The organism is Cryptocyanus atlanticus LEGE 06306 (assembly GCF_056633155.1).
Genome location: NZ_JBSJOZ010000001.1, coordinates 274,516 through 300,634, shown reverse-complemented (window position 1 = coordinate 300,634; position 26,119 = coordinate 274,516). Strand labels below are relative to the sequence as shown.

Sequence of the window (26,119 nt, the reverse complement as noted above, 5' to 3'; positions counted from 1 at the left end):
TCAGCGCGGCTCCGGCGCCGGAACGGCCTTCGGAGCTGCGGCCGGGGCTCCGGAGCTGGGGAGCCGTTCGATGGTTTCCACCTCGAAACTCACCCCCGCCGCCCGCAGCGCCTCGGTGACGGCTTCGGCCGGGGCGGATGGATCGGCGCCCGGCAGTTTCAGGGTCACCCGGTAGGGGACCGGGGCGCCTCCGGCGTTCGGCTTCGGAGGGCTCGGCTTGGTGGCCGTGGAGGAGGGGTCGGCCGGCGGGGGGGTGGCTGCCGCGCCGCTGGGGGCCGTTCCGCTCCCGGCGGCGGCTGGGGGCCGGGTAACCGCGGCTGTGGTGCCCGGGTCTGGCGATGGCGTCTCCGCTGGCGTCTCTGCGGGGGGCTCGAAGCTGTTCGAGAGCCTCTCGCCCAGGGGTGTGCCGGTGCAGCCCGCCAGCAGCAGCAGCCCGGAGCCCAGAATGCCCACCACCGGCCCCCGACAGGGGAATGGAGGGCCGGAGGGGGAGGCCATCAGCTGGAGGCGGCCCGGATGATCCGCACGGCACTTGCCCGGGGGCGCCCGCTCTTGGGTTTGGGGGCGGCAACGGGGTCAGCCGTCTTTGCGGCCTTGGCCGCTCTGGGCGCCTTGGTGGTGCCGGCCTTCGGCTTGTCCGCCTTCGCGGCCTGGGCCGTTTTGGCGGGTGTCCGCTTGGCGGTGGCGGCCTTGCGCCCCTTGCTCCCGCCACTGGCGGCTTTCGCGCTCAGCAGCTCCACCGCCTGCTCCAGGGTGATGGTCTCGGCGCTGGTGCCCTCCGGCAGAGAGGCGTTCAACTTGCCCTGCTTCACGTACAGGCCGTAGGGACCATCGAAGACCTGGATGGATTCGCCCTCTCCATCCCCGGCGGGGCTGCCCAGGTCGCGCAGGGCGGTGCGGCCGCCGCGGCCGCGCTTCGGCATGGCCAGAAGTTCGAGGGCCCGGCTGAGCCCCACCAGCAGCACGTCGTCCTCGGCCTTGAGGGAGCGATAGTCCTTGTCACCCTTTCCTTTGTCGTGGACGACATAGGGACCGAAGCGACCCAGGCCGGCCTGCACCTTCCCACCCTCGGGGTGCTCCCCGAGCAGCCGCGGCAGGCGCAGCAGACCGAGGGCGTCCTCGAGGGCGAGCTCCTCGGGCTTCACGCCCTTGGGCAGGGAGGCGCGTTTGGGCTTCGGGGTCTCGTCGCTGACCTGGCCCCGCTGCAGGTAGGGCCCATACTGGCCGAACAGGAGATAGATGGCCTCGCCGGTTTCGGGATCCTCGCCGAGGGCCTCCGGACCCTCGGCCTTCTGCCGCAGGATCAGCTCGGCATGGTCGGCATCCAGCTCGGCCGGGGTGATCTCGTTCGGCAGTGTGGCCTTCACCAGTTCCTCGTTGCCGTCCTCACCGACGCGCCTGGACTCCAGGTAGGCGCCGAAGCGGCCGATCCGCACCACGCAGGGCAGCCCTTCCAGGGCGATGGTGCGGGAGACGGTGGGATCGATGTCACCCTCCCGGCGCTGCACCTGGCTTTCCAGTCCGCTGTCGCCCTTGAAGAACTGGGTCAGGTAGGGAAGCCACTCCTCCTTGCCGGTGGAGATGTCGTCGAGGGTGCCCTCCATGCGGGCGGTGAAGCTGGTGTCCACCAGATCGGGAAAGTGCTCCTCCAGCAGACTGGTCACCGCGAAGGCCGTGAAGCTCGGCGTGAGGGCGTTGGCCTGCAGGGTGGCGTATCCCCGGTCGGTGATCGTACCGATGATGCTGGCGTAGGTGGAGGGACGACCGATGCCCTCCTTCTCCAGCATCTTCACCAGGGCGGCTTCGCTGTAGCGGGCCGGGGGCTGGGTCTGGTGGCCGAGGGCCTCCACCTCGCGACAGGCGGGGCGGTCGTCCGTCGCCAGGGCTGGCAGCAGCACTTCCTGACCCTCCAGCGCCGCTTCCGGATCGTCGCTCCCCTCCACGTAGGCGCGGAAGAATCCGGCGAAGTCGATGCGCTTGCCACCGGCCCGGAAGCGCGCCTCCCCCACCTCCAGCTCGACGTTGAGCAGGGTGAGCCGGGCGTCGGCCATCTGGCTGGCGACGGTGCGCTTCCAGATCAGCTCGTAGAGGGCGAGGTCCTTGCCGTCGAGCCCGGTGTCCTTCGGAGTGCGGAAGTGGTCCCCCGAGGGTCGGATGGCTTCATGGGCCTCCTGGGCATTGCGGGATCTGGTGCTGAACTGGCGCGGTGCCGGGCTCAGATACTCCGCTCCGTACTTCTCGCCGACGCAGGCGCGGGCTGCGGAGATGGCCTGGTCGGAGAGGTGCACCGAGTCGGTACGCATATAGGTGATGAAGCCGCGCTCGTAGAGCCCCTGGGCGGTGCGCATCGTGTCGCGGGCCGAGAGGCGCAGCTTGCGGTTCGCCTCCTGCTGCAGGGTGCTGGTGGTGAAGGGAGGAACCGGCTTGCGCACCGTGGGCTTCTCCTCCACCTGGGCCACCCGCCAGGGCTGGCGGGTGATGGCGTCCCGCAGGGAGCGGGCCTCCACCTCCTCCAGCAGCCGGGCCTTGCAGCCGGCCTTGAGCGCTCCGGTGGTCTCGTCGAAGTCGGCTCCGGCGGCGATCCGCTCGCCCCCGATGTGGGTGAGCCTGGCGTCGAAGCCGGTGCCGGCCTGCTCCAGCCTGGCCTTGAGATCCCAGTAACTGCCGCTGCGGAAGGCCCGCCGCGCCCGCTCCCGCTGCACCAGCAGTCGGACGGCCACCGACTGGACGCGCCCGGCCGAAAGGCCCCAGGCCACCTTCTTCCAGAGCAGCGGTGAGAGGGTGTAGCCCACCAGCCGGTCGAGGATGCGCCGGGTTTCCTGCGCATGGACCAGTTCCATGTCGAGCTCCCGGGTCTGCTCGAGCGCCCGGGCGATGGCGTCCTTGGTGATCTCATGAAACACCATCCGCTTGACCGGCACCTTGGGAGCGAGCAGCTGCAGCAGGTGCCAGCTGATGCTCTCCCCTTCCCGGTCCTCGTCGGTGGCGAGCAGCAGCCGGTCCGCTCCCTTGAGCGCGTCCTTGAGCTCCTTGACGATCTTCTTCTTGTCCTTCGGAACCACGTAGAGGGGCTCGAAGTGGTTGGTGGTGTTGACGCCCAGGTTGGCCCAGGTCTGGCCCTTGTAGGCGGCGGGGATCTCGCTGGCGCTGTTCGGCAGGTCGCGCACATGCCCCATCGAGGCCTCCACCCGGAACTCCTTCGGCAGGAATCCACGGATGGTGCGGGCCTTGGTGGGGCTCTCGACGATGACCAGGGTGTGCGCCACAGGCAGGCGGAAGACCGCTCCCTCTTTATCGCATCGGCGGCCCGGGATGCCGAACACGTTCCGCCAGCGCCGCTACAGTCCGCAGCACCGAGCCATCCCCAACACCAGTCATGACCGTGTTTTGCGCCATGTCGGCCGGGGCGGATCTGGGACTCACGGCCCTCCAGCTCAATGCCGGCGCCATTGCCCCGGAAAGTGCCGTGCTGGTGGCCCTGCTGGCCTGTCTGCTGGTGGATCTGGCTGGGGAGGAGGCGGCCAGCCGCTGGGTGCCCCCCATCTGCTATGGCGGGCTGGGCACGGCCCTGGTTCTGCTGGCCCTCCAGTGGAACGCCCCCCTCGAGCCCTCCTTCCTGGGCTCCTTCCTGGCCGACAACCTGGCGGTGGCGTTCCGGGGTGTCGTGGCGGCGTCCACCCTGCTGTCCCTGCTGATCAGCTGGCGGTACGTGGAGCGCAGCGGCACGCCAGTGGGGGAGTATGCCGCCATCCTGCTGGCCGCCACCCTCGGGGCCATGTTCCTGTGCGGTGCCACCGATCTGGTCAGCATCTTCATCTCCCTGGAAACGCTCTCCGTCTCCAGTTACCTGCTCTCGGGCTACATGAAGCGGGATGCCCGCTCGGGGGAGGCGGCTCTCAAATACCTGCTGGTGGGTTCGGCCGCGGCGGCGGTGTTTCTCTACGGCGCTTCCCTGTTGTACGGGCTCACCGGCGGTGAGACCAGCCTTGAGGCAGTGGGGCTGGCCCTGCAGACCAGCGCCACGCCGGTCACGGCCCTGGCCCTGGTGTTCGTGCTGGCCACGGTGGCCTTCAAGATCGCCGCCGTTCCCTTCCACCAGTGGACGCCGGATGTCTACGAAGGCTCCCCCACGCCGGTGGTCGCCTTCCTCTCAGTGGGCTCGAAGGCCGCCGGATTCGCCCTGGCACTGCGGCTTCTGGTGGGCTGTTTCGACAGCTTCGACGCCCAGTGGAAGCTGCTGTTCACCGTGCTGGCCGTGCTGAGCATGACCCTGGGCAACGTGGTGGCCCTGGCCCAGACCTCCATGAAGCGGATGCTGGCCTACAGCTCGATCGGTCAGGCGGGCTTCGTGATGATCGGCCTGGTCTGCGGCACCGAGGACGGCTTCGCTGCCATGGTGCTCTACATGGCGGCCTACCTGTTCATGAATCTGGGCGCCTTCGCCTGCATCATCCTGTTCTCGCTGCGCACCGGCAGCGATCGCATTTCCGACTACGCCGGCCTGTACCAGAAGGATCCCCTCATCACCCTGGGCCTGAGCCTCTGCCTGCTCTCCCTGGGCGGCATCCCCCCGATGCTGGGCTTCTTCGGGAAGATCTACCTGTTCTTCGCCGGCTGGGCCGATCAGCAGTACCTGTTGGTGGTGGTGGGCCTGATCACCTCGGTGGTGTCGATCTACTACTACATCTCTGTGATAAAGATGATGGTGGTGAAGGAGCCCCAGGAAGCCTCCGACGTGGTCAAGTCCTATCCCGCCATCAGCTGGAACCTGGCCGGGATGCAGCCGCTGCGGGCCGCCCTGGTGGGCTGTGTGCTGGTCACGGCCATCGGTGGGGTGCTCTCCAATCCCCTGTTCACCTGGGCCAACGGGGCCGTCAGCGGCACCCCCATGCTCCAGCACGCGATCGCCGCGTCCGCGTCCGCCGCCGCGGCCCTGGGATGATCACGCTTCCGCGCCCCGGCCTGGAGTCCTTGCCCGATCCGGCTCCCGCCTTCGAGGGTCCCGTCGCCAGCCTGGAGCACGTCAGCAAGATCTACGGGGAGGGAGACACCGAGGTGCGCGCCCTCGACGACCTCTCCCTCACCGTTCAGCCGGGTGATTATCTCGCCGTGATGGGCACCTCCGGGTCCGGCAAGAGCACGGCGATGAACATCCTGGGCTGTCTGGACCGCCCCAGCAGCGGCAGCTACCGGCTGCGGGGCACGCCGGTCGAGCAGCTCGATGACGATCAGCTGGCCGATCTGCGCAACCGCAGCCTCGGCTTCGTCTTCCAGCAGTTCCACCTGCTGCCCCAGATGAGCGCGCTCGAGAACGTGATGCTGCCGATGGTCTATGCGGGGGTGGGGGCGGGCCGACGCCGCGAGCAGGCCCGGGCGGCCCTCGAGCGAGTGGGTCTGGCCAATCGGCTGGGTAACAAACCCAATGAGCTCTCCGGAGGCCAGCAGCAACGGGTGGCCATTGCCCGCGCCATCATCAATCACCCGGCCCTGCTCCTCGCCGACGAGCCCACCGGCGCCCTCGATTCACGCACCACCCAGGAGGTGCTGGCGATCTTCGATGACCTGCACGCCCAGGGCATGACCGTGGTGATGGTCACCCATGAGGACGAAGTGGCGGCCCGTGCTGAACGGGTGGTGCACTTCCGCGATGGTCACATCGACGCCTGAGCGCCCTCGGTCCTGCGGCTGTCCGGATTCAGCCCGCGCTGGGGGGGCGCTCAAGGGACTGGAGCAGCTGGCCCATCAGCAGAGCGATGGCATCCTGCCCGCCGGTCAGCTGGCTGCCTGGATCGAGCTGGCCCGGATCCACTGCCACCCAGCCGCCGGCCTCGGGTAGCCGCAGCTCGAAGTGCAGGTGGGGACCCGTGCTCAGACCCGTGCTGCCGACCCGCCCCACCACCACGCCCTGATTCACCCATTCCCCCTCCTTGACGTACAGCTCAGAGAGGTGGCCGTAGAGGGTGCGCCGCAGGGGGCGCTGGTGTTCGATCTCCACCGCCAGCCCGTAGCCCCCTGCCACGCCGCTGCTCACCACCCGCCCGGAGAGGGCCGCCACCACCGGGGTGCCTTCTGGGGCGGCCAGATCCTTGCCGGCATGCATCAGCCAACTGCCCAGCACCGGATGGAGCCGCCAGCCGAAGCTGCTGGTGGTGACGGCGGAACCGATCAGGGGAAAGAGCAGGCTGCGGTTCCCGTTACCGGCCAGCGGAGAAGGTCGGGGTGTGACGCGGAAGACTTCGCTGAGGCTGAAGCTGCCACCGGCTCCTGAGAGCAGGGCGGAGACCGGCACTGTGATCGGGGGCAGGGGCAGGCCATCGCCGCCGATGCGCCCCAGTCCCGCCAGGCCCGCGACCGCCAGGGCGGGGTCCTGGCGGTCGATGCCGTTCGGCCCGCGCCAACGGACCGAGATGCCGATCCGGCACTCCTGTTCGGAGAGGGCGCCGCTGCGACAGGCCTGTTGGTGGGCCGGAACGCTGGTGGGCCGCCGCGCCTCGGCCGAGCGCACCCGGGCCCGTTCAGCCGGGGTCACCACCCCCTGGCGCACCAGCTCATCGAGGGACTGGTCGAACCGGGGGGCCTGGGTGCTGGGGATCTGCTCCAGGCTCGGGCGCAGGGGCTGGGGTGAGGCGGCGGTGCTGGGGGTCGCCCTCCCGGGCGACGGAGCTGCCGCCGCCGGGGCAGGCAGCGGGGGGGGTTGGGGAACCGCCAGGGCTGGGGGCCTGGCCGGCGTGGCGGCCCCGGTGGGGGTCGGGACCGATGACGCCGCCGGTTGGGGTTGGGCCAGCTGGGCCCAGCTCAACGGGGGTCCCACCAGCGTGGCGGCGCCGCAGACCAGCGTGGGCAGCAGGGGAAGGCGGCGCAAACGGTGGAAGAAATCAAAGTGGTGAAAGCCTAGAAACCCCCGGCGAGGGGAGCAAGGCCGGAGGTGGCGCCCTCAGAACCGGCGGCGCAACGTTGTGCGCCGATCCCCCAGCGCCAGCACCAGCCCCCCGTCGGCTTCGAGCCCCAGGACCTGCCAGCGTGCTCCCTGCCACTCCAGGCCCCCGGGAGGTCGCCGCAGCCGCCGCTCGGCGGCGGCACGCACCGTTTCGGGCTCGCCGCTGTGGGCCGTCGCCCACTCCAGGGCGGCCAGCACCCGCGCCGCCAGTGCCGCCGGTTCGCTGGCGGCGGATCGGCGCCCCAGGGCTTCCGCCACGCTGATCCCTCCTGGCGGCACCCGGTTGCGGCCGTTCAGTCCGATCCCGAGCCGTGCCTGCTGGACCCCTCCGCCGCGCCAGCGCAGCCGCGGCAGCAGGCCGGCCAGCTTCCGCCCGTCCACCAGCAGATCGTTGGGCCACTTGAGCTCCACCTCCAGACCCAGCGCCTCGAGTTCCGCCGCCAGGCCCGCGGCGGCCGCCAGGGCCGGGGATGCTGCCGCCCCGGGTGGCTCCAGCCAGGGCAGGACGGCGCTCATCCACACCCCTCCGGCCGGGGATTCCCAGCGCCGGCCCCGCTGTCCGCGGGCGAAACGCTGACGGCCGGCCAGCAGCGCCAGCGGGCAGGGGCACCCTGCGCCGGCCAGCCGACGGTCCAGCCAGGTTTCCGTGCTGCCACAGACCGGCCGCCACTCCAGACGCCAGGGCAGCGGTGCCATCCCCTTCCCCTGCCGGGCCGCCAGGATCCGGCCGATCACGGCGGGATCAGCTCCCCAGGCTGCCCAGCCAGCCACCGATCCGACCGGCCCCGGCCACCAGGTCTTCACTGGGATGGACCAGGGCGAGGCGCACCCAGCCCTCACCGGCTGCCCCGAAGCCGTTGCCAGGGGTGAGGGCCACTCCGGTGGACTCCAGCAAGGCCGCGCAGAAGGACTCCGAACCCAGCTGGAGCGCCCGGGCCTCCGGCGGCAGGGCGAGCCAGAGGTAGAGGGCCATCGATGGCCGCCGCACCGGCCAGCCGGCGGCCTCCAGGGCCGCCGCCATTCTGTCCCGGCGTTCCCGGTAGACATCCCGCAGCCGCTCCGGCCACTCCGGCGCCTGCTCGAGGGCGGCGATCGCTCCGCTCTGCAGGGCCAGCGACTGGTTGAAATCCACCACCCCCTTGAGCTGCCGCAGGGCCGTGATCAGGGGCTCGGCACCGATCGCGAAGGCCAGGCGGAATCCCCCCAGGCACCAGCTCTTGGAGAAGGAGAAGAATTCGATCCCCACCTCTCGCCAGCGTGGATGGCGCAGCAGTGCCGGGGCCTCGCCCTCGAGGGCCAGATCCACGTAGGGATTGTCGTGGGCGAAGACGACGCCGTGCCGCCGCGCCCGTTCGGCGGCCTCGTCCACCCAGTCCTGGTGGCCGACGGTGGCGGTGGGGTTGTGGGGAAACCCCAGCACCATCAGCTTCAGCTGGTCCCAGGTGCTGTCACTGAGGCTGTCGAACAGGGGCCGCCAGCCCTGGGCGGCCTGCAGGCTCAGAACGTGGGTCTGGGCGGAGGCCAGTTGGAGACCCCCCCGATGGGAGGGGTAGTAGGGGTCGAGCAGCAGGGCGGCATCGCCAGGATTCAGCACCGCCAGCGGCAGATGGGCCGTCCCTTCCTGGGACCCCACCAGCAGCAGCACTTCGGTCTCTGGGTTGACCCGGGCGTCAAAGCGCCTCCGGGCCCAGGCCGCCACCGCTTCGCGGAAGGGCAGCGTGGCGGCATGGAGGCAGTAGGAGGCGCTGGAGGGTTCGGCCAGCGCCGCGGCGATGGCGGCGATGGCCACCGGCGGTGGCAGCAGATCAGTGGAGCCCAGCGAGAGGTCGAGCAGGGGGGGGCGAACCTCCGTCGGGTCCGGCCGGGCCCGCCGATAGGCGGCCTTGCGCAGGTCATTGCGGGCGAACACCCCATGGCCCAGCCGGGCCACCCGCTCAGAGGTGGGCATCCAGGAAAGCCTGCAGCTGGGGCTTGGCCATGGCGCCCTCGTGACGGGCGAGTTCCGTGCCGGCCCGGAAGAGGATCAGGGTCGGCAGCCCCTGGATCTTCTGGGAGTCGCGGCTGATGGGGTTGGGGTCTGCCTCAAGCTTGCCGACGGTCAGCCGGTCGCCGTAGGTGCTGGCGGCCCAGTCCATCAGGGGGGCCATCAGCCGGCAGGGACCGCACCAGGACGCCCAGACATCCACCAGAACCGTGCCCGGGGCAGCAAGCACCTCAGCCTCGAAATTGGCATCGGTGAAGATGGCGACGGCCACGGATCCGGATCGGCTGAGGCGATTGTATGGATTCACCGGCCGCGTCCCGACTCAGAGCTTGTCGATCGAGCGCTTCAGCTCCTCGAGTTCGGCGTTCACCTCCGCCACCTGGACCGGTTCGAGCTGGGGTGCGGGGCTGTCGGGCGGCAGCATCGGCGCCGCCGCGGCTCCGCCTTCGAGGCGGTTCTTGAGGGCGGCGAGCTCGTCGTCCACATCGCTGCCGCCTTCGAGGGCGGCGAACTGGCTCTCCAGGTCCGCACCGGCCAGCTCGGCGGCCGCCTGGCTGCGGGCCTCCAGGGCCTGCACCTTCTCCTCCATCTGCTCGAAGGCGGCCATCGAGGAGTTGGTGCCCAGATTCCCGACGGCGCTCTGCAGCTGCTCCTGGGCCTGGGCGGCCTGGGCCCGGGCCTTGAGCATGTCCTTCTTGGTCTTGGCCTCGGCGATCTTGCTCTCGAGCGCCACCAGGCTGCGCTTCAGGGTGTCCACCTGGCCGGCCTGGCCATTCAGCTGCTTGTTGAGGGCGGTGGCGGTTTCCTCGTAGGTCTTGCGGCGGCTGAGGGCCTCGCGGGCCAGATCTTCATCGCCCTTCTTGAGGGCCAGTTCGGCCCGTTCGTACCAGGTCTTGCTCTGGGCCTCGGCCTGCTCGGCCTGGTTCTGGATCCGCTTCTGGCCAGCGATGGCGGTGGCCACGGCCTGGCGCAGCTTCACCAGATCGGACTGCATGTCCGTCACCGACTGGTCCAGGATCTTGGCGGGATCCTCGGCCTTGCTGACCAGGTCGTTGAGATTGGCGCGCAGCAGGCGGCTGAGCCGGTCGAAGAAGCCCATGGGTCAAGGCGGGGGCAGACTGGAGGGTAGCCGCTACGGCCGGACCCATCCGTACCGGTTGGACGCGCCACACCTCCGTACCCTCTGGCGATGGCCATCGCCCCCCGCGACCAGACCCGCCGGATCGGTTCGGTGCAGGTGCTCATGGGCGCCGCTCCCGCGCCGGCCGAAGGGCTCGCCACCTGCCTGGAGCGGCTCAGGAGCGCGTGGACGCGGGAGGGACGGCTGGCCGCCCTGTGGCAGGCCTGGCCACGGTTGGCCGGTCCCCAGTTGGCTCCCCACTGTCGTCCCCTGACACTCCGCGGTGGAGTGCTCACGGTCGGGGCCACCGAGCCCCAGTGGCTTCAGGCCCTGCGATACAACCGCCATCAGTTGCTCGGGGCCCTAAGGGGGGCTGGCTTCAGTGTCCGGGATCTGCGCTTTCAGCAGCACCATCCCGGGGCCGTGCCCGGGCCCGGCAGTGAGGATACCGCCCGGGTCTGGGCGGCCCACCCCAGCCGCATCGACGTGCATGGCCTGGCCACCTGTCCGGCCTGCGGCTGCCCGGCGCCGGCCGGTGAACTCGAACGCTGGAGCCGTTGCGGGCTCTGCCACCGCAATCCACCGGCGGCGGGCGAGCCTCAGTAGCGCTCCGGTACGGGCTTCTCCCAGGTGGGCTGGGCTCCGGCGGCCCTGAGTTCGGCGGCCCGCCCCTCCAGCCGGGAGCGGTCCAGGCGCCAGAGGCGGTAGATCCCCTGACGGGCCAGTTCCGTCGGTTCCAGGCCCTGCCAGTGGGGCCTTCCGGCCGTGGTCTGGTCGATCACCACCAGCACGGTGGGCTGCTCGCTGCGGCTGCTGGGGGTGAGGCCGGCGCGGCGCTCCCGGCTGAGGCGCTCGGCCAGGTTCACCAGCGCCTGGGTGGAGAGGCCTTCGTAGAGGACCACCTGTCCGCTGTAGTAGTGCAGGGAGGGTTTGAGGATGCCCACCATGGCCAGGGGCTCGTTCGGCGCCGCTTGCTGTGCTGCCGCCGCGGCCATCTGACGCACCGGCAGGCCCCGGATCCCATCCCCCAGCGACCACATCGGCAGCAGCGCCAGCAGATGGAAGGCCACCGCTGGAAGCTGCAGCCCCAGCAGCCAGCCGGCCGGCGGTCGCCGTTGCAGGGTCAGCCCCAGCCCCAGCAGGGCCGCCAGGGTCCAGAACCCCGCCGCCCGAAGCACCAGGCCGCTGGCCAGCAGGCGGGCCGGCAGGGTCGGCATCTCCGGATCCTGGATGAGGGGCACCCAGAGCGACGCGGCCCAGAGCCCCGCCGCCAGCACGACTGTGAGCAGCACGGTGCCGGCGGCGGCGATCCGGTCCCCGTTGAGGCGGGAGCCCGCGTTCGGGTCCTCACCGTCCTGGGCGGCCAGGGCGATCAGGATGCCGGCGGCCGGGGTGGCCGGCAGCCAGTAGCTGGGCAGCTTGGTGGCCGCCAGGGTGAAGAACAGCAGCACGGCCAGCAGCCAGCAGGCGGCGAAGCAGCGCAGGGAGTGGGCTCTGGGGGTGACGGTGGGCGAGGCCGCGGGCATGGAGGTGGCCGTCCGGGGGAGCGGAGCCAGCCCCCGGACCAGGCCCAGCAGCAGCAGGGGCGTGAACGGCAGGCTGGCCACCACCAGCACCGGGGCGAAGTACCACCAGGGCTGGAGATGGTCGTTCACCACGGAGGTGAAACGCTCCAGGTTGTGGTACCCGAAGAAGCTGCTCAGGAAGGGGCTTCCCTCCTGCAGCAGCGCCAGCAGGAACCAGGGCCCCGCCAGGGCAGCGGTGAGCAGCAGGCCCTTCAGGGGCCGCAGGCGCCGCCACAGCGGCCCCAGGGTGCGGCAGCGCCAGCCAAAGCCCAGCAGCGTCAGGCCGGCCAGGGCCAGCGCCACCGGCCCCTTGGCCAGTACCGCCAGGCCCAGGATCAGCCAGGCTGGCCACCAGGGTCGCTCCGGCTGGGCCCAGCACTGCCAGAACAGCAGGAGACTCACCGCCAGGCAAGCGCTGAACAGGGCATCGCTGACGGCGATGCGGCCCCAGAGGAGCACCAGGGGGGAGAGGGCGAAGGCCAGGGCCGCCATCAGCGCGGTGCGGCCCGGCCGTTGGGGCTGGCTGAGGCGGCCGCCTCGGTGGGACGGCTGGGGCCAGCGATCGAGGGTCCAGGCAAGGCTCAGCATCACCGCCACGGTGGCCAGGGCGGAGGGCATCCGGGCCGCCCAGGTGCCGAGGGGATTCCACTGCGCCTGGCCGGGCAGGGCATAGCCCAGGCCCATGAGCCAGTACACCAGCGGTGGTTTGTCGTAGCGAGCCAGGCCGTTGACCTGGGGGATCAGCCAGTCACCACGCTCGACCATGCTCCGCGCCGAGGCGGCGAACAGCGGTGGGGTCTCGTCGACCAGGCCGGTGTTGCCCAGCTGCCAGAGGAACATCGCCACCCCCAGGGCCAGGGTGAGGGCCAGCAGACCCAGGCGGCGCCTGGTCGATCGGGCCCCATCCGGGGAGCGGGCAGGGGGCACGGCTGGCAGGTGATGCGCAGCGAACCTACGCCGTGTCGAGGCCATCCCGCAGCCAGGTCTCGATCCGGGCGGCGAAGGCCTCACGGGAGGCGTGCCGCTCCACCCAGCGGCGGCAGGCCCTCCGGTCGAGGGCCTCGGCGGCGCTGCAGGCAGCGGTCAGAGCTCCCACATCGTCGGGAGGCACCAGCAGGCCATTGAGGCCCGGCTCGATCAGTTCGGCGGGCCCGCCGCGGCGGTAGGCCACCACCGGCACTCCGCAGGCCATCGCCTCGACCACCACGTTGCCGAAGGCCTCAGTCCACTTCGGCGTGTTGAGGAGCACCCGACAGCCCCCCAGTTCCTCCTGCAGCCGCGCGGTGGGCAGGAAGCCACGCCACTCGATCGTTCCCGGCGGAACCGTGGCCTCGACCGCGGCGGCATAGGCCGGGTCCTCCCGCACCCCCCAGACGATCAGGCGGAGGCCGAGGCGCGCGGCGGCGGCGGCGGCATCCTCGAGCCCCTTTTCCGGGGCGACCCGGCCGGCCCAGCCCAGGCGGGGCTCCGGGTCGGGCTCGGGGCGGAATCGGTAGGTGCCCAGATCGAAGCCGTTGCCCAGCAGCCGCGGCGGCTCCGGCAGAGCGAAATCGGCGGCCTGGGCGGCGGTGTGGAAGGCGAGCCGGCGCGGGTCCCAGCGGGCGACCGAGGCGATCACCCCATCCATCGCCTCCGCCACCGATCCCATACTCACCAGATGGAACAGGGGTGTGGAGCAGCGGGGGGTCAGCCAGAACGGCAGCCAGTCGTAGCCGAGATTGACGATGGCGTCGAAATCGCCGGCCCGCTCCAGCGCCCGCTCCCACAGCGCCGGCAGCAGACCGGCGGCGGGAATCTGCACGGGGGCGTCACGGCGCTGGTGCTGCCAGCTGGGCTGGTCCGCCCCCGTGGCGCACCAGAGTTCGGCGCCCCCACAGCCCGGCGGCAGGCACGAGCCCGCGGCGGCGAGCACGGTCAACCGGTGCCCCCGCCCGATCAGCCCGGCCACCAGGGAGGCGAGCGTGAGCTCCACCCCCCCGCCCCGGCCGCTGCCGAGGGCTCCCACCGGGGTGCTCACCACCAGCAGCCGCAGGGGCGGGGGGCTCATGGCTCCACCGGGGCGGGGGAGAGCCACAGCCGCTGGCGCTGGTTGATCAGCAGCACCGAGACCAGGGCCAGGCCCACCCCCAGCCATTGCAGCGGCCGCAGGCGCTCATCGAGCAGCAGCAGACCGCAGAGCAGGGCGAACACCGGCGTGAGGAAGGTCAGGGAGGTGAAGCCGGTGAGGTCCCCCCGGCTGGCGAACCAGAAGAACAGGCCATAGGCCAGGGCGCTGCCCAGCAGGCTGGCGTAGGCCATCAACGTCCAGTCCAGGGCGGTCCAGGCCGGCCAGAAAGGGACGGCGGCCGGATCCAGCCAGGGGCCGATGGCCGAGGCGGCCAGCAACGGGACTCCGCCGATCACCAGGTGCCAACCGGTCACCGCGACGGGATCACTGTGGCGGGTGGCGTAGCGGCAGAGCACGGTGCCCACGGCCATCGCCACCGCCGCCCCCAGCATCCAGAGTTCGCCATGGCTCCAGGGCCGCAGGCCGGCGGCCGCCGGACCATCCAGCCACCAGTGGCGCAGCAGGGGGGCCGGGAGGCCCAGGCAGAGAATGCCGACCAGGCCGAGGGCCAGCCCGAACCAGCCCACCGGATTGATCGCTTCGCCGAACAGGGTGCGGGCCAGCAGGGCCACCAGCAGGGGCTGGGAGTCGATCAGCACCGAGCCGAGCCCGGCTCCGGTCTGCGCCAGTCCCCGGGCCAGCAGGCCCTGAAACAGGGCGCCGTTCACCAGGGCGAAGGCCAGGAGCCAGGCCCGGTCGGCCGGGGCCACGGCCAGGGAGCGTCCCAGCGCGACCGCCGCCAGCAGCACCACCAGGCCGGCCGGCAGCAGCCGCATCCAGGCCAGGGTGAGCGGAGAGGCGCCGGCCAGCAGCGGAGTCATCGCTGCCATCGCCGTGCCCCAGAGGGCGAACGGCAGAAGCATCGCCAGCCAGCGCAGAAAAGGGGTCATGGAAGGGGCCGACGGTGACCTTTTTAAGATCCAGCGATTCCGACCTGGATTCCATGCCCTGGCCCTGGCGCCGCAAGTCCCGAAAACGCATGGCCCGCGTCGCGATCGAGGGGGCCATCGTCGGGGCGACCCGGGAGCGGGTGGTCAAGGCCCTCCGCCAGGTGGAGGAGCGGGAGTTCGCCGCCCTGCTGCTGCGCATCGACAGTCCCGGCGGCACCGTTGGGGACAGCCAGGAGATCCATGCCGCGATCGGCCGCCTGCGCGGCAGGGGATGCCATGTGGTGGCCAGCTTCGGCAACATCTCCGCCTCGGGCGGGGTCTACGTGGGGGTGGCCGCCGAGCGGATCGTGGCCAACCCGGGCACGATCACAGGCTCGATCGGAGTGATCCTGCGGGGCAATAACGTCTCGAAACTGCTCGAGCGCATCGGCATCAGCTTCGAAACTGTCAAGAGCGGTCTCTACAAGGACATTCTCTCCCCCGACCGTGCTCTCACGCCCGCCGAGCGGGAGCTGCTGCAGGACCTGATCGATTCCAGCTACGGCCAGTTCGTGGCGGCGGTGGCGGCGGGACGGAATCTGAGCGAGGAGGTGGTGCGCCGCTTCGCTGACGGGCGGGTCTTCAGCGGCGCCCAGGCGTTGGAGCTGGGTCTGGTGGACGCCCTTGGCGATGAGGAGGCGGCCCGGCGGCTGGCGGCCCAGCTCGCCGGCCTGGATGAGGAGAAGACCCGGCCGGTGAACCTGGGCCGACCCAGCAGGCGCCTGGCCGGTCTGCTGCCGGGCCGGAACCTGTTCGGGGCCGTCCAGCAGGCCCTCAGCCTGGAGTTGGCCTGGTGTGGCCTTCCCCTCTGGCTCTGGCGGCCATGAGCGACGGGCAGACCCTGCGGGCCCTGCGGGGAGCCACCACGGCGGCTGCCAACACCGCCAACGCCATCGAGCTGGCGGTGAGCGAACTGCTGGCGACGCTGATCGAGCGCAACGGACTGGATGGCAGCCGTGTGCTCTCGGTCACCTTCTCGGTGACCGCCGATCTCGACGCCTGCTTCCCCGCCGCCGTCGCCCGTCGCCACACCGGCTGGGACGCCGTGGCCCTGCTCGATTGCCAGCAGATGGCCGTGGCGGGCGATCTGCCCCGCTGCATCCGGCTGCTGGCCCATGCCTGGATGGAGGCGGATCGGGATCCGGTTCATCCCTATCTGCAGGACGCGGCCCGACTGCGGCCAGACAGATCCTGTCATCACTGACAGCTGCCCGGCTGCACCCATCGGGCGCCCGCACCGGTCGCACGGCCTGAGAATGGGAGTGTGCGGCCAGCCGGCGCCGGCGACAACTCCGGTCGACCCAGAGCCCCCGCTCTGTCCCCACCAGCCCCCGCAGACCCCCCCGAATGTCCCTCCAGTACCAACGCCCGCAGCGCTGCCGGGTGCGGCGCTCCCTGCGGAGCCGCTTCGCCCATCTCGGTGCGGCCGCCGGCGTGGGTCTGGCTTCCCTGCTCAGTGGCCTGAGCCTTGGCATGGCACCGCCGGCCCAGGCCCAGGGCACTCCGTCGCTGCTGGAATTCCGCTGGGACAACAACCGCGATTACCGCCGTCTCTACTACTTCATCACCGAAACCTCCCGGAACAAGCGGTCGGAGTATTACCTGATCCTGCGGCCGAAAGACCGCAACACCGCCATCCTCAAGCTCACCGTGGCAGTGCCGGACAACTTCGACGCCCGGATCGATCCGGAGAGGGTCAAGCTCTGCGTCATGAAGGAGGGGGGCATGCTCTCCCGCACCCGTTGCGAGGAGGAGATTCCCGCCGTGATCGAGGTCACCGCCGGGGGCGGGGCGATCGAGATTTTCCCGGAGAGGCCGATTCCCACCGAGTCCACCATCGGCGTCTACATGTCGATCTTCAATCCGTTCAACATCGGCATGTATCAGTTCAACGCCCTGGCCGAGGCCCCGGGCGATGTGCCCTTCGCCGGTTATCTGGGCAGCTGGCTGATCCAGATCGATCCCGGGATCGAGTGACCGGCGGGCTGATACGTTGAATCCACGACACCGGGCGAGACGCCGAACGGCACCATGACCAAGCGCACATTGGAAGGAACGAGTCGCAAGCGCAAGCGGGTGTCGGGATTTCGCGTGCGGATGCGCTCCCACACCGGCCGCCGCGTGATCCGCACCCGCCGCCGCCGGGGCCGGGCCCGCCTCGCCGTTTAGCTCCCTTCCCGCCTGAGGCGCCTGTCCCCATGGCCCTGCCCAGGGACCAGCGGCTGCGTGGAGAGCGGGCCTTCCATCACCTGTATCGGAGGGGCCGCCGCTACCAGGGCACCTATCTGGTGCTGCACATGGTGGTGGGGGACCCGGCGCTCCTGAGCCATCCGCTTGGCCTGCGTCCGGCCAGTCCCTGTCGCTGCGCGGTCGTGGTCAGCACCAAGGTGAGCAAGCGGGCCGTGCGGCGCAACCGGCTGCGACGCCTGCTGCACGGCTGGCTGAGTGACCGCTGCCGAGGCTGGCCGGAGGCCCGTCAGGGCCTCTGGGTGATGCTTGCCCTGCGGCCGGGAAGCCTCGACGCCAGCCCCGAGACCTTGCTGGGAGAATGTGAGGAGCTGTTTCGCCAGGCGGGCCTGAACCCATGACTCCCGATGCACCCGTCGCGGCCTCCGGGGCCACCCCACCGATCGAGTCCGTCTTCTATGAGGGCGGTCCGGCCCGGGGCGATCTGGTCCTCAACCTGCTGTTCGGCCTCACCCTGATCGGCCTGCCCTTCGCGGTGGGAGCGATCGTGCGTGCCCTCTGGCTGCGCTTCCGCATCACCAGCCGCCGCATCTCCGTGAGCGGCGGCTGGCTGGGCCGCGACCGCACCCAGGCGGCCTACGGCCAGATCCGCGAAGTGCGCTCGGTGCCCCGGGGCTTCGGAGCCTGGGGAGACATGGTCCTGATCCTGAGCGACGGCGCCCGGCTGGAGATGCGCTCGGTTCCCCGCTTCCGCGAAACCGAAGCCTTCATCCTCGAGCGGATGGCTGCCCGTGGCGGCGGATCCGGCCGCCCCGCCGCCACGGGCAGCCGTGGCTTCGCCGATCCGGAGGTGGCCAGTGCCTGACCCGGGGGGCCGGGCCCCGGGCTCCCCGGTCCCGGCTTCGCTCCTGCTCGGGCACACTGAGCCCACTCCCCCCACTTTCGCCGCCTCCCTGCTGTGATCGGCTACATCTCCGACAACCTGCTGCTCCCCATCCTCGATTTCTTCTACGGGCTGGTGCCGAGCTACGGGCTGGCGATCATCGCCCTCACGGTGGTGATCCGGCTGGCCCTCTTCCCCCTCAGCGCCGGCTCGATCCGCAGCGCCCGCCGTATGCGCATCGCCCAGCCGGTGATGCAGAAACGGCAGGCGGAGATCAAGAGCCGCTATGCCAGCAATCCCCAGAAGCAGCAGGAGGAGCTGGGCAAGCTGATGAAGGAGTTCGGCAGTCCCCTGGCGGGGTGCCTGCCCCTGCTCGTGCAGATGCCGATTCTGTTCGCGCTGTTCGCCACCCTGCGGGGCTCACCCTTCGCCGATGTGCCCTACACCCTCAACCTCAAGGTGCTCCCCTCCGAGCAGATCGCGGCAGTGGACATCAAACCGTTCAACAGCGCCAGCCATTCCATCTTCATCACCACCACCAGCCATGTGCCCGTGATCGCCTCCCTGGAGACCGGCACCCGGCTGGGGATCGGCGACACCGCCCAGGTGGAATTCCACACCAAGGAGGGGCAGCCGTTCCAGGACGTGCTCTCCGGCATCAACAACGGGGAGTCCTTCCTGCCCCGCTGGACCGTGAGCAAGGGGGATGGTGTGGTGCGCGTCAGTGACAGCGGCCGCATCGAAGCCCTTTCGGCGGGGGATGCCACCGTGGAGGCCACCATCCCAGGGCTTGCCGCCCGCAGCGGCTTCCTGTTCATCAAGGCCCTCGGCCAGGTGGGCTTCTACACCGAAGGGGCCGTCAACTGGGACATCGCCATACTGGTCGGGGCCTTCGGCGCCAGCCTGTTCATCTCCCAGATCCTCTCAGGACGGGGCATGCCGCCCAATCCGCAGCAGTCCACTGCCAACAAGATCACACCGGTGATGATCACCGGGATGTTCCTGTTCTTCCCGCTGCCGGCCGGCGTTCTGCTCTACATGGTGGTGGCCAACATCTTCCAGGCCCTGCAGACGTTCCTGCTCAGCCGGGAGGCCCTCCCCGAGAATCTGCAGGAGATCCTCGACCAGCAGCTCAGCCAGCAGACCGTCACGGTGGCCACCGCCGGCGGGGGGGGGGGGCGGCTGCCCTTCGAGCCCAAGGGCAAGAAGTGATGGAGCGGAGTCGGTCCCCCCAGCCCGACCCGCGCCGCCCCCTCAAGCCGGTGCCCCTCCAGGAGCTCCGGCTTCTGGCCGAGGGCCGCCGCTGGCGCGTTGATCAGCGCCTGGACGAACTGGCCAGCCTCACCCCGGTGCGGGGCACCCTGGCCGTGCGCCACACCGGCCAGGTGCTGGAGGTGGAGGGCGATGCCAGCACGAGCATCACTCTCTGCTGCGACCGTTGCCTGCGGCCCTTCCACCAGGTCCTGGCGTTCCGCACCCGGGAGCTGATCGGGCTGGGGGAGGCCGACCCGTTCGATCTCGAAGGGCTCGACGACGGCCTCTGTGACCAGCTCGATCCCCGTGGCAGCTTTGATCCGGCCCGCTGGCTCTTCGAGCACCTGAGCCTGCAGCTGCCCCTGCGGAACCACTGCGGCCCGGCCTGTCCCGGTCCATGTCGTCCGCCCGGTTCCCCGGCGGCCGCCGGAGCAGCGGGGGACTTGATCGACCCCCGCTGGGCATCCCTGAGACCGTTGCGATGAGCGAGGCCTGGACCGACCAGCTCGATCTGCTGATCCGGGCCCGCGCGCCGATCCTCTGGATCCGCAGTCCCGAGGAGGAGCGGATCGAGACCCTGCTGCGGGAGGCGTCCCAGCGGCTCGGCCAGCGCCTGCTGCTGCGCTGGGATTTCGTCGAGGGTCTGCAGGGGCTCCCCAACCGGGTGGGGGAGGCGGTGCGCAACCCGATGGCGGCCCTGGAGGCGATCGAGACCCTCCCCCCATCCCAGTCAGCGATCCTGCTGCTGCTCGACTTTCACCGCTACTGCGATGACGCCGGCATCTGCAGGCGGCTGCGCAATCTCGCCGCAAGCCTGCGCCAGAAGCCGCGCACCGTGGTGATCACCGCTCCGGAATGGCAGGTGCCCCGGGAACTGGAGGAGTGCCTCACCATCCTCGATCTGCCCCTGCCCACGGCCACGGAGATCCGCTCGCTGCTGGAGAGCATCGGCGGCGCCTGCGGTCATCCCCTCGCGTCCGGGGTGCTCGAGCAACTCACCCATTGCTGCAGCGGCCTCACCGAGCAGCGCATCCGCCAGGTGGCGGCCCGGGCCCTGGCCCGACGCGGCCAGCTGGGGGAGCCGGATCTGGCCGAAGTGCTCGAGGAGAAGCGCCAGTCGATCGCCCGCAGCGAGCTGCTGGAGTACTGCCCCACCGAAGCGAGCCCCGCCGACATCGGTGGTCTGGAGGCGCTCAAGCTGTGGTTGGAGCAGCGGCGGCTGGCCTTCAGTGACGAAGCGGAGCGTTACGGTCTGCCGCTGCCCCGCGGCGTGCTGCTGGTGGGCCCCCAGGGCACGGGGAAGTCGCTGACGGCCAAGGCGATCGCCCACAGCTGGGCCATGCCCCTGCTGCGCCTCGATGTGGGGCGGTTGTTCGCGGGCCTGGTGGGGGCCAGCGAGGCCCGGACCCGCGACATGATCCGTCGCGCCGAAGCCATGGCGCCCTGTGTCCTCTGGATCGATGAGATCGACAAGGGGTTCGGCGGCGACAGCCGCAGCGACGGCGGCACCAGCCAGCGGGTGCTGGCCAGCCTGCTGACCTGGATGGCGGAGAAACGCTCCGCGGTGTTCGTGGTGGCCACGGCCAACGGGGTCGAGACCCTGCCGCCGGAGCTGATGCGCAAGGGTCGCTTCGATGAGATCTTCCTGCTGGATCTGCCCGACGGGGCGGAGCGCCGCACGATTCTGGATCTGCAGTTGCGGCGCCGCCGCCCCGACCACCGGATCCCACTGGATGTGCTGGTGGACCGCACCGCCGGCTTCTCCGGCGCCGAGCTGGAGCAGACCGTGGTGGAGGCCATGCACCTGGCCTTCGGGTCCCATCGGGACTTCGGGGAAGCCGATCTGATCGCCGCCGCCAGCGATCTGGTTCCCCTCTCCCGCACTGCCCGCGAGCAGCTGGAGGCCCTCAAGCGATGGGCCAGCACCGGCAGGGCCCGGCCGGCCTCCCGGTTGCGCGGTGTAACGAAGCCCGACGCCGGGTAAAGAAACCAGCGCGCGACAGGGGTTGGGCCTTTTCCGATCTTTACTGTTCCGTGCAGTCATCCGGCTTGCCATGGATCGTCCCGCCGTCACCACCCAGATCGCCGTGGCCTGCCTCGGTGCCGGTGTGATCACCACCTTCGCCGTCGCCCAGGGCCAGAATCCCCTCACGGCCCTCGGTATAACCCTCTTCTCGGCCCTGGCGGCGGTGATGGTGGGTCAGGTCCTCTGAGGATCCCAGCCCCGGGGGGGATGCCCCCTTCCAGCGCAGCCCGGTACCCATCGTTTCGGCCCCTTAGCATGCCGTCCACCGTCCACCGGCACCGCGGGGGTGGCCGGTCCGTGCGGCATGGACGCCCTGCTCCTTGATCTCAACGGCGTCCTGTACGAGGACCAATCGCCCTACCCCGGCGCGCGGGAATTGGTGGAGTGGGCCAGGACGAGGGGAACCACCCTGCGGTTCCTCACCAACACGGCCACCAGAAGTGCGCCGATGATCCTGGCCGATCTCGAGCGGATGGGATTCGAGGTGCGGCCTGGGGAGTTGTTCACGGCCCCCCTGGCAGCCCGGGCCTATCTACTGCAGCGGGGCCTGCGGCCCCATTGCCTGGTCCATCCGGCGATCGCCGGCCTGTTCTCCGACCTCGAGGGGCCTGATCCCAACTGTGTCGTGCTGGGCGATGCCCGCGATGGACTGAGTTATGCGGCGCTCAACCGGGTCTTCGACCTGGTGCGGCAGGGCGCTCCCCTGATCGGCATCGGCATGAACCGCTGCTTTCGCGAAGGCGGCGCGTGGAAGCTGGATGCCGGCCCCTTCATTCAGGCCGTGGCCTGGGCCGCCCGGATCGAGCCGATTGTGATGGGGAAACCCTCGGCCGCCTTCTTCCGGACCCTGCTGGATCAGCTGGATGGGGACCCCTCCGGCTGCCTGATGGTCGGCGACGACGTCGATGCCGACGTGGCCGGGGCGATGGCGGTCGGCCTGGCCGGTTGCCTCGTGCGCACCGGCAAGTTTCAACCCGCCGATCTGGAGCGGCTGCCGGCCGGAGCCGCCGTGATCCCCTCGATCGCCGATCTGCCAGCCCTGCTGGGCTGAACCCCTCCATGGCCGTACCGGCGCCGCTGTCGCGGCATGGCGAGGGCTTTGCCCAGCGCTGACCTCCCGGGGGTTCAGGAGGGACGTGGGCGGGATCTGATGTCGATCTCAAGGAGCACCCGGCCCGCCGCACGGCTCTTCAGGGCTCCCTGTTCGGTGGAGAAGGCAAAGCCACCCCTGGATCGGTGGAGGGGGGTACGGCTCTGCTGCACGGCCTGCTCGGCCTCCTTCCGGCAGCGCAGCAGGGCGCCGACATCGAAGGTCCAGTCGGCCGAGTCGGACGGCATCGGGCCGGTGTCTTCCGGCGACGGCTCGAACGGCTGCCGCCTCCAGCTGGGCATGCCGTTGGCTCAGCTGCTCGCAGGACCGGGTCTCGAGGGCGAGGGCCGTGGGCTCAGAGCCAGCAGCAGCAATGGCCACCCTGCCCAGCACCGCTCCAGCGGCAGCCTGCGATGGGGCTTCAGCGACAGGGTGACGCCTGGGTGGGGACGGCACGGCTCAGGTGATGATCAGGGCCATCCCGAGGACGGCCACCATCAGCGCGATCGCGCCGACGGCCAGCACCGCGTGGCGCTGGGCATCGGCGTTGGTTTCGCCGATCACCATGGTGCCCTCCTCGGCGTAGAGGTTGGTGTGGTTCTCGAGGTCCTGGGTCTGCATGGCACCGCTCGGGAAGGAGGAACGGGGGCTGCGGAGCCCTCCGGTTTCACCGTAAGCACGGGAGCACCGGCCTCGCCATCGCGCGCCCGGATCGCAACCGTCCTTCAGCCGGCCACGATGGTCATCCCCGGTCCCTCTCGATAGCTTGGCCCCAGTGGCGCCACTCCAAGGCATGCATGCTCGTGATCGCTTCCCCCTGCTGCCCGCTGGCCTGTCCCTGCTGCTGATGGGGCTGATCCCGTCGGTGGGCCGGGCCCAGATGATGGAGGGCTGTCGGTTGGTGGGGGGCACCCTGCAGTGCGTTCCTGGCCTCACGGCCGACCCCCAGCAGCAGATTCGGGTGCTCCAGCAGGGCATCACCGACGATCTCGAGATCGAAGGCGCCGTCCGCCAGCGCATCGAGGGCCTCCAGGCGATGGTGCTGGACGGCGAGGCGGCCGAGGGAGCCCTGCTCACCGCCAGCCTGCAGGGGGAAGGGATGGAGGGTCCCCCGCCCGGCGCCTTCCACTGGTATCGCCGCGGCCCGGCGAGTCAGCGCTGGGTCCTGATCGAGACGGCCAGCGGTCCGACCTACGCGCCCGGCTCCGAGGATGTGGGTCAGTCGCTGATGGTGGTGCTCACCGTCAGCGAAGCGGATGGGGTGAAACGGGTGTCCTCCCCGCCGGTGGGGCCCGTTCTCCCGGCCAACTGAGCGCTTCGGTTCAGAGCCCGTCGCGGTGGCGAGCCATCGCCCTGCGCCATCCGAGGCTGTAGCCGATCCAGATGCCCAGCCCGAGCACGGCCAGGGCGATCAGGGCCACCGGCACGGGATGGCGCCCGATCCGGCGGAACACCCCCGCGAACAGAACGCTTGCCGTCGCCAGTTGGACCAGCGGAACGGTGACCATGGCAAGCCCGGCAAGCTGGATGACCCCAACGCTACCGGCCGTCGGGGGAGTGGCTGCTGACCGGTGCTCTCCAGCAACGTTTTCAATCCGGGCCCCGAACTGGAATCCAGAGCGTGGTTCGATGGATTTCGATCGCCTTGAGCGTTGCCACGGGTTGTGGCCACCGGAGAACACCATGAGCGGACCTGCCGGAGAGACTGGGGGCCAGTGCCCGTTCCTGCATGGCATTCGCACCGCCGCCCGGGCTGGTGAGCGCTCCAACCGGGATTGGTGGCCCAACCAGCTGAATCTGGCGATGCTCCACCAGCACTCCCCCCAGGCCGATCCCCTGGGCGGGGCGTTCCGCTACGCCGAGGCCTTCCAGTCGCTCGACCTGGAGGCTCTCCGCCAGGATCTCTTCGCCCTGATGACCACTTCGCAGGACTGGTGGCCTGCCGACTACGGGCACTACGGGCCGTTCTTCATCCGGATGGCCTGGCACAGCGCCGGCACCTACCGCATCGCCGATGGCCGCGGCGGCGCCGCCTCAGGCACCCAGCGCTTCGCGCCCCTCAACAGCTGGCCCGACAACGGCAACCTCGACAAGGCCCGTCGCCTGCTCTGGCCGCTCAAGCAGAAGTATGGCCAGCGGATCTCCTGGGCCGATCTGATCATCCTGGCCGGAGACTGCGCCCTCGAATCCATGGGGTTCCGGAGCTTCGGTTTCGCCGGCGGACGGGAGGATGTCTGGGGGCCCGAAATCGACATCGACTGGGGCCCCGAAGCCGAGTGGCTCGGGGACCAGCGGTACTCCGGAGACCGGGAGCTGGAGAACCCGCTGGGGGCCGTGCAGATGGGCCTCATCTATGTGAATCCGGAGGGGCCCAACGGCCAGCCGGATCCCCTGGCGGCCGCCCGCGACATCCGGGAGACGTTCGCGCGCATGGCCATGAACGATGAGGAAACGGTTGCGTTGATCGCCGGTGGCCACACCTTCGGTAAATGCCACGGCGCGGCCGACTCCCATCTGCTGGGACCGGAACCGGAGGGTGCCAGCCTCGAGGAGCAGGGTCTGGGCTGGCTGAATCCGTTCGGGAGCGGTAAGGGGGCTGACACCATCACCAGCGGACTGGAGGGGGCCTGGACCCCCAACCCCGTGCAGTGGGACCACGGCTATTTCGACACCCTGTTTGGGTACGAGTGGGCTCTCACCCGGAGCCCGGCCGGGGCGTGGCAGTGGACGACCCCGGACCCCGCCGCGGCGGCCCTGGTGCCCGACGCGCACGACCCCAGCCGGCGGCACGCGCCGATGATGGCCACCACGGACCTGTCCCTGCGGATGGATCCGATCTACCGGCCGATCGCCGAGCGGTTCCACGCGAACCCGGACCAGTTCGCCGACGCGTTCGCCCGGGCCTGGTTCAAGCTGACGCACCGCGACATGGGACCGCGCAGCCGGTACCTCGGTCCGCTGGTGCCGGCGGAGGAGCTGCTCTGGCAGGACCCGATCCCCCCCCTCGACCATCCCTTGATCGATGCGGCGGACATGGCCGCGCTCAAGGCCCGGGTGCTCACCTCGGAACTCTCGATCGGGCAGCTGGTCTCCACGGCCTGGGCTTCAGCCTCCACCTTCCGCGGCTCCGACAAGCGCGGGGGGGCGAACGGAGCCCGCCTCCGCCTGGCACCCCAGAAGAACTGGGCGGTGAACCAGCCGGCCAAGCTGGCGCGCACCCTGGAGATCCTCGAGACGATTCAGCGGACCTTCAACCAGGCCCAGAGCGGCGGCAAGCGGGTCTCGCTGGCCGACCTGATCGTGCTGGCCGGTGGCGCCGCGATCGAGCAGGCCGCTGCCGCTGCCGGGTGTGCCCTGGAGGTGCCGTTCCGCCCCGGCCGCATGGACGCCTCCCAGGAGCAGACCGACGAGCTCTCGATGGCCGTGCTCGAACCGATCGCGGATGGCTTCCGCAACTACCGGGCCTCCACCGGCGCGGCGCCAGCCGAGCAGCTGCTGGTGGACCGGGCCCAGTTGCTGACGCTGAGCGCCCCCGAGATGACGGTGCTGGTGGGAGGCCTGCGGGTGCTGAACGCGAATCACGGTCAGTCGCGCCATGGGGTGTTCACCCACCGACCCGAGACGCTCACCAACGACTTCTTCGTGAACCTGCTCGACATGGGCACCATCTGGGCCCCCGTGGCCGAGGCCGCGGACCTGTTCGAGGGCCGCGACCGGGTCACGGGCGACGTGCGCTGGACCGCCACCCGGGTGGATCTGGTCTTCGGCTCCCAGTCCCAGCTCCGGGCCCTGGCCGAGGTCTACGGCTCCCAGGATGGGCAGGAGCTCTTCGTGGGGGCCTTTGTGGCCGCCTGGAGCAAGGTGATGAACCTCGATCGCTTTGATCTGGGCTGAGTTTCAGCGGGAACGGGGGCCGTCAGCCGGCCCTGGCGAGGGGGCACGAGGATCTGCCCCCTCAAGGTGCCCTCGACCGCGACCTCCCCAGCGGCGCACCAGCCGGCTCGCGTTCCCAGACGCCCCCGGCAACCCCTTCAGCC

The 26,119-nt window shown here is 70.5% G+C and carries 29 protein-coding genes; 16 read left to right on the top strand and 13 right to left on the bottom strand.

The features are described 5' to 3' along the window. Positions 1 to 498, bottom strand: coding sequence for a hypothetical protein (locus ACWJI7_RS01565; RefSeq protein WP_479934726.1), 498 nt, complete (start codon positions 496 to 498; stop codon positions 1 to 3). Further along, on the bottom strand, positions 498 to 3,266 hold the full coding sequence (gene topA, locus ACWJI7_RS01560; protein WP_479934725.1) for a type I DNA topoisomerase: 2,769 nt from the start codon (positions 3,264 to 3,266) through the stop codon (positions 498 to 500). The genes ACWJI7_RS01565 and topA overlap by 1 nt, the downstream gene beginning before the upstream one ends. Positions 3,267 to 3,376: 110 nt before the next feature. Here topA and ACWJI7_RS01555 point away from each other — a divergent pair, with 110 nt between their 5' ends. Both ACWJI7_RS01555 and ACWJI7_RS01550 read left to right on the top strand, forming a co-directional pair. Next, entirely contained in the window at positions 3,377 to 4,942 is a 1,566-nt protein-coding gene (locus tag ACWJI7_RS01555) for an NAD(P)H-quinone oxidoreductase subunit N (protein ID WP_479934723.1), read from the top strand. Continuing rightward, positions 4,939 to 5,667, top strand: coding sequence for an ABC transporter ATP-binding protein (locus tag ACWJI7_RS01550; RefSeq protein WP_479934721.1), 729 nt, complete (start codon positions 4,939 to 4,941; stop codon positions 5,665 to 5,667). The genes ACWJI7_RS01555 and ACWJI7_RS01550 overlap by 4 nt, the downstream gene beginning before the upstream one ends. Before the next feature lie 28 nt (positions 5,668 to 5,695). Here ACWJI7_RS01550 and ACWJI7_RS01545 read toward each other — a convergent pair whose 3' ends face one another. From ACWJI7_RS01545 to ACWJI7_RS01525, 5 genes are all read right to left on the bottom strand, one after another. Further along, positions 5,696 to 6,862, bottom strand: a complete 1,167-nt coding sequence (locus ACWJI7_RS01545; protein ID WP_479934719.1) for a M23 family metallopeptidase — start codon at positions 6,860 to 6,862, stop codon at positions 5,696 to 5,698. Between the two features lie 72 nt (positions 6,863 to 6,934). Then, on the bottom strand, positions 6,935 to 7,672 hold the full coding sequence (locus ACWJI7_RS01540) for a biotin--[acetyl-CoA-carboxylase] ligase (protein WP_479934718.1): 738 nt from the start codon (positions 7,670 to 7,672) through the stop codon (positions 6,935 to 6,937). Positions 7,673 to 7,679: 7 nt separating this feature from the next. After that, on the bottom strand, positions 7,680 to 8,885 hold the full coding sequence (locus ACWJI7_RS01535) for an aminotransferase class I/II-fold pyridoxal phosphate-dependent enzyme (protein WP_479934716.1): 1,206 nt from the start codon (positions 8,883 to 8,885) through the stop codon (positions 7,680 to 7,682). Further along, the gene (locus ACWJI7_RS01530; RefSeq protein WP_479934714.1) at positions 8,872 to 9,192 is read right to left on the bottom strand and encodes a thioredoxin family protein; all 321 of its coding nucleotides are present in this window, start codon (positions 9,190 to 9,192) and stop codon (positions 8,872 to 8,874) included. The genes ACWJI7_RS01535 and ACWJI7_RS01530 overlap by 14 nt, the downstream gene beginning before the upstream one ends. A 51-nt stretch (positions 9,193 to 9,243) precedes the next feature. Further along, positions 9,244 to 10,020, bottom strand: coding sequence for a PspA/IM30 family protein (locus ACWJI7_RS01525; protein WP_479934712.1), 777 nt, complete (start codon positions 10,018 to 10,020; stop codon positions 9,244 to 9,246). Between the two features lie 90 nt (positions 10,021 to 10,110). On the opposite strand from ACWJI7_RS01525, the gene ACWJI7_RS01520 reads away from it, so the two are divergent. Next, positions 10,111 to 10,647 carry a DciA family protein gene (locus tag ACWJI7_RS01520; RefSeq protein ID WP_479934710.1) on the top strand — a complete coding sequence of 179 codons (537 nt, stop codon included), beginning with the start codon at positions 10,111 to 10,113 and terminating at the stop codon, positions 10,645 to 10,647. Here the strand turns inward: ACWJI7_RS01520 and ACWJI7_RS01515 are convergent. From ACWJI7_RS01515 to ACWJI7_RS01505, 3 genes are all read right to left on the bottom strand, one after another. Beyond that, a complete protein-coding gene (locus ACWJI7_RS01515; RefSeq protein ID WP_479935124.1) occupies positions 10,641 to 12,446 on the bottom strand; it encodes an ArnT family glycosyltransferase in 1,806 nt (601 codons plus the stop codon). The two genes, ACWJI7_RS01520 and ACWJI7_RS01515, sit on opposite strands and share 7 nt — an antisense overlap. Positions 12,447 to 12,558: 112 nt before the next feature. After that, positions 12,559 to 13,653 (bottom strand): glycosyltransferase, encoded by a 1,095-nt coding sequence (locus ACWJI7_RS01510; protein ID WP_479934708.1) that lies wholly within the window; start codon positions 13,651 to 13,653, stop codon positions 12,559 to 12,561. Continuing rightward, positions 13,650 to 14,603 (bottom strand): DMT family transporter, encoded by a 954-nt coding sequence (locus tag ACWJI7_RS01505; protein ID WP_479934706.1) that lies wholly within the window; start codon positions 14,601 to 14,603, stop codon positions 13,650 to 13,652. Before ACWJI7_RS01505 ends, ACWJI7_RS01510 begins: the two co-directional genes overlap by 4 nt. 53 nt (positions 14,604 to 14,656) lie before the next feature. Between ACWJI7_RS01505 and sppA the strand changes: the two genes are divergently transcribed. The 11 genes from sppA to ACWJI7_RS01450 all read left to right on the top strand — a co-directional run bounded on the left by sppA (position 14,657) and on the right by ACWJI7_RS01450 (position 22,043). Next, positions 14,657 to 15,469: a signal peptide peptidase SppA gene (gene sppA, locus ACWJI7_RS01500; RefSeq protein ID WP_479934705.1), complete on the top strand. Its 813-nt coding sequence runs from the start codon at positions 14,657 to 14,659 to the stop codon at positions 15,467 to 15,469. Next, positions 15,466 to 15,846, top strand: coding sequence for a chorismate mutase (gene aroH, locus ACWJI7_RS01495; protein ID WP_479934703.1), 381 nt, complete (start codon positions 15,466 to 15,468; stop codon positions 15,844 to 15,846). The genes sppA and aroH overlap by 4 nt, the downstream gene beginning before the upstream one ends. Positions 15,847 to 15,989: 143 nt before the next feature. Then, entirely contained in the window at positions 15,990 to 16,619 is a 630-nt protein-coding gene (locus tag ACWJI7_RS01490) for a DUF2808 domain-containing protein (RefSeq protein WP_479934701.1), read from the top strand. 54 nt (positions 16,620 to 16,673) lie between these two features. Then, positions 16,674 to 16,811 carry a 50S ribosomal protein L34 gene (gene rpmH / locus ACWJI7_RS01485; protein ID WP_006170261.1) on the top strand — a complete coding sequence of 46 codons (138 nt, stop codon included), beginning with the start codon at positions 16,674 to 16,676 and terminating at the stop codon, positions 16,809 to 16,811. Between the two features lie 29 nt (positions 16,812 to 16,840). Next, positions 16,841 to 17,230 carry a ribonuclease P protein component gene (locus ACWJI7_RS01480; protein ID WP_479934699.1) on the top strand — a complete coding sequence of 130 codons (390 nt, stop codon included), beginning with the start codon at positions 16,841 to 16,843 and terminating at the stop codon, positions 17,228 to 17,230. Continuing rightward, positions 17,227 to 17,694: a PH domain-containing protein gene (locus ACWJI7_RS01475; RefSeq protein ID WP_479934698.1), complete on the top strand. Its 468-nt coding sequence runs from the start codon at positions 17,227 to 17,229 to the stop codon at positions 17,692 to 17,694. The genes ACWJI7_RS01480 and ACWJI7_RS01475 overlap by 4 nt, the downstream gene beginning before the upstream one ends. A gap of 93 nt (positions 17,695 to 17,787) precedes the next feature. Beyond that, positions 17,788 to 18,924, top strand: a complete 1,137-nt coding sequence (yidC, locus tag ACWJI7_RS01470) for a membrane protein insertase YidC (RefSeq protein WP_479934696.1) — start codon at positions 17,788 to 17,790, stop codon at positions 18,922 to 18,924. A gap of 50 nt (positions 18,925 to 18,974) precedes the next feature. Further along, complete coding sequence (locus ACWJI7_RS01465; protein ID WP_479934695.1) at positions 18,975 to 19,451, top strand: YceD family protein; 477 nt, start codon at positions 18,975 to 18,977, stop codon at positions 19,449 to 19,451. Then, a complete protein-coding gene (locus ACWJI7_RS01460) occupies positions 19,448 to 20,950 on the top strand; it encodes an AAA family ATPase (RefSeq protein ID WP_479934694.1) in 1,503 nt (500 codons plus the stop codon). Before ACWJI7_RS01465 ends, ACWJI7_RS01460 begins: the two co-directional genes overlap by 4 nt. 70 nt (positions 20,951 to 21,020) lie before the next feature. Further along, positions 21,021 to 21,179, top strand: a complete 159-nt coding sequence (locus tag ACWJI7_RS01455; protein ID WP_479934692.1) for a hypothetical protein — start codon at positions 21,021 to 21,023, stop codon at positions 21,177 to 21,179. 117 nt (positions 21,180 to 21,296) lie between these two features. Then, positions 21,297 to 22,043: a TIGR01458 family HAD-type hydrolase gene (locus tag ACWJI7_RS01450; protein WP_479934691.1), complete on the top strand. Its 747-nt coding sequence runs from the start codon at positions 21,297 to 21,299 to the stop codon at positions 22,041 to 22,043. 74 nt (positions 22,044 to 22,117) lie between these two features. Here the strand turns inward: ACWJI7_RS01450 and ACWJI7_RS01445 are convergent, their stop codons facing one another. Both ACWJI7_RS01445 and ACWJI7_RS01440 read right to left on the bottom strand, forming a co-directional pair. Continuing rightward, positions 22,118 to 22,384 carry a hypothetical protein gene (locus tag ACWJI7_RS01445; protein WP_479934690.1) on the bottom strand — a complete coding sequence of 89 codons (267 nt, stop codon included), beginning with the start codon at positions 22,382 to 22,384 and terminating at the stop codon, positions 22,118 to 22,120. Positions 22,385 to 22,541: 157 nt separating this feature from the next. After that, complete coding sequence (locus ACWJI7_RS01440) at positions 22,542 to 22,703, bottom strand: hypothetical protein (RefSeq protein ID WP_479934688.1); 162 nt, start codon at positions 22,701 to 22,703, stop codon at positions 22,542 to 22,544. A gap of 172 nt (positions 22,704 to 22,875) precedes the next feature. Here ACWJI7_RS01440 and ACWJI7_RS01435 point away from each other — a divergent pair, with 172 nt between their 5' ends. After that, positions 22,876 to 23,394 carry a hypothetical protein gene (locus tag ACWJI7_RS01435; protein ID WP_479934685.1) on the top strand — a complete coding sequence of 173 codons (519 nt, stop codon included), beginning with the start codon at positions 22,876 to 22,878 and terminating at the stop codon, positions 23,392 to 23,394. A gap of 10 nt (positions 23,395 to 23,404) precedes the next feature. Here the strand turns inward: ACWJI7_RS01435 and ACWJI7_RS01430 are convergent, their stop codons facing one another. Beyond that, a complete protein-coding gene (locus ACWJI7_RS01430) occupies positions 23,405 to 23,590 on the bottom strand; it encodes a hypothetical protein (RefSeq protein WP_479934683.1) in 186 nt (61 codons plus the stop codon). A 175-nt stretch (positions 23,591 to 23,765) separates the two neighbouring features. Here ACWJI7_RS01430 and katG point away from each other — a divergent pair, with 175 nt between their 5' ends. Further along, positions 23,766 to 25,976 carry a catalase/peroxidase HPI gene (katG, locus tag ACWJI7_RS01425; protein WP_479935122.1) on the top strand — a complete coding sequence of 737 codons (2,211 nt, stop codon included), beginning with the start codon at positions 23,766 to 23,768 and terminating at the stop codon, positions 25,974 to 25,976. Positions 25,977 to 26,119 lie beyond the last annotated feature (143 nt).